At 45.0% G+C, this 2,560-nt stretch carries 1 protein-coding gene; it reads left to right on the top strand.

The annotated features are described in order from the left end of the window. Positions 1 to 430: 430 nt before the first annotated feature. Positions 431 to 2,332 carry a glutamine--fructose-6-phosphate transaminase (isomerizing) gene (gene glmS / locus O9295_RS10265; RefSeq protein WP_287730154.1) on the top strand — a complete coding sequence of 634 codons (1,902 nt, stop codon included), beginning with the start codon at positions 431 to 433 and terminating at the stop codon, positions 2,330 to 2,332. Positions 2,333 to 2,560: the final 228 nt, after the last annotated feature.

Raw genomic sequence — 2,560 nt, 5'->3', positions numbered from 1 at the left:
AACTCAATTGTCTATCTTTTGGTATTAACCTGTTTGTGCCTTAAGTCCTTCCCTGTATGGATTTCAGCTACTTTTGAGCGTAGGCGCTCTCATCGAATTTTATTTTAAGTTAATTATTTGCATAACAATTCCCGAAGAGCCTCTTTTTTTTGCTACCTTTAATCGCTTAAGCCTAACGTATCACTGCACCCGACCTTATACTAGACTTTGATAATTACCCAAAGCTACTGCCGCCGGTGACGCTCGCCGTTAGGCCTTCAATCTACTTACAGATCAGAGGCAGGCGTTGACAATTAACGTAGGATTAGTCAGTATGAGTCCCATTAGAGGAAACTTTGCCCTTGTCAGTGCGTCTTTAGCCTCTAAGCAAACAAGTGTCACGCTTGCGATAGAATAGATCGGACTTAGCCTAAATGGGGTCAGGGAAAGAATGTGCGGAATTGTTGGCTATATCGGAACCCAAACAGCGATCGATATTCTCCTAGCTGGTTTGGAACGTTTAGAATATCGGGGTTATGATTCGGCAGGAATTGCCACAATTCTCGAAGGTGAATTACATCGAGTCCGCGCCCAGGGAAAACTCTACAATCTGCGGGAAAAATTAGAACAGGAAGTTAATCCCTCCCAAATTGGCATCGGTCACACCCGTTGGGCAACCCACGGCAAACCCGTAGAAAGTAATGCCCATCCCCACACCGATAATAGTCAACGGGTGGCAGTGGTACAGAATGGCATTGTCGAAAATTTTCAGGTATTAAGAACAGAATTAAAGGAAAAAGGCTGCATATTTGACTCAGAAACCGACACAGAAGTTATTCCCCATCTAATCGCCAGTTATCTACCTAAACCTACCGATGAAGAGTACTTGGGGGTGAGTCCTTTCCTCAAGGCAGTTTTAAGGGCAATTGAACGTTTAGAGGGTGCTTTTGCCCTAGGGGTGATTAGTCCCGATTATCCCGATGAATTGATTGTCGTGCGGCAACACGCCCCTTTAATCATCGGTTTTGGTCAGGGGGAGTTTTTCTGTGCCTCCGATGTCAGTGCTTTGGTTCCCCATACCCGGGCAGTGCTGTCCCTGGATAATGGCGAAATCGCTCGGTTAACACCCTTGGGAGTAGAAATTTATAATTTTGAGGGCAAAAGAGTCCGTAAAAGCCCCAGAGTCCTCGATTGGAGTCCGACGACCGTAGAAAAACAGGGTTATCGTCACTTCATGCTCAAGGAAATCTACGAACAACCCGGAGTGGTGCGCGACTGTTTAGGGACCTATCTGCATCCCCATTGGACAGCACAGAATGAGGATAATGTCAACCCGATAAATATTAATTTTTCTGAAGAAATTTACGATAATTTAGAACATATTCAGATTTTAGCCTGTGGAACCAGTTGGCACTCTAGTTTAGTCGGTAAATACTTGATCGAGCAGTTGGCAGGTATTCCCACCAGGGTACAGTACGCCTCGGAATTTCGCTATGCACCCACGCCCCTGATGCCCAATACTTTAACTATCGGGGTGACGCAATCGGGGGAAACAGCCGACACTTTAGCGGCTTTGGAAACGGAAAAACAGCGTCGTTTAGGATTAGAAAAAAAATATCAGGCCCGGATTATCGGTATTACTAATCGCCCCGAAAGTACCCTAGCACAAATGGTCGATCAGATTATTAATACCCAAGCAGGAATCGAGATCGGGGTGGCGGCAACTAAGAGTTTTACGGCACAATTATTGGGTTTTTATCTCTTAGCTTTGGATTTATCCTATCGTCGTCAAACTTTGTCTTTAGAGAGAATCGAGGAAATTATTAATGGAATGCGATCGCTGCCAAGGTCGATCGAAACTGTCTTAGAAACACAGGAAAAAGCGATCGAAGAATTAGCCCATGAATTTAATGACACCCAAGACTTTATTTTCTTGGGACGGGGGATTAATTTCCCCATTGCCTTAGAAGGGGCCTTAAAACTCAAAGAAATCAGTTATATTCATGCGGAAGGCTATCCAGCCGGAGAAATGAAACACGGACCAATCGCGCTTTTAGATGCAAAAGTTCCCGTAGTAGCGATTGCTATGCCGGGGATAGTTTATGATAAGGTTCTCTCCAATGCACAGGAAGCAAAGGCAAGGGATGCGCGATTATTGGGAGTAGTTGCCGACAGCGATACGGAAGCGCCAAAAGTCTTTAATGATTTGTTGTATGTGCCGGAAATTGAAGAATTATTATCGCCAATTCTAACAGTAATTCCCCTACAATTGCTCTCCTATCATATCGCAGCCCGTCGCGGTTTAGACGTGGATCAGCCGCGCAATTTAGCCAAAAGTGTCACAGTGGAGTAAAGTTCCTTAGGTTGAAACTATCCGATCAAGCGGAGCTATCTGATCGTTGTGCTTTGCTGTTCTATGTTGTTCAGGTTTCATCCCTTCGTTGACACTCCCCGCTCTAAAGAGACGGGGATTCTTGGTTCACAGAGATTACTTGCTTAGACAGAATTGCTTCTGAAAAAGTAGAGGTATTCTCTCCCCAAGCGTTTATTGGATCGAGCCCAAAGGTTCCGGTATGCCCTA

The organism is Microcystis sp. LE18-22.4A (genome assembly GCF_027531105.1).
GTDB lineage: Bacteria > Cyanobacteriota > Cyanobacteriia > Cyanobacteriales > Microcystaceae > Microcystis > Microcystis aeruginosa.
This window is presented reverse-complemented; position numbering and strand designations above follow the sequence as displayed.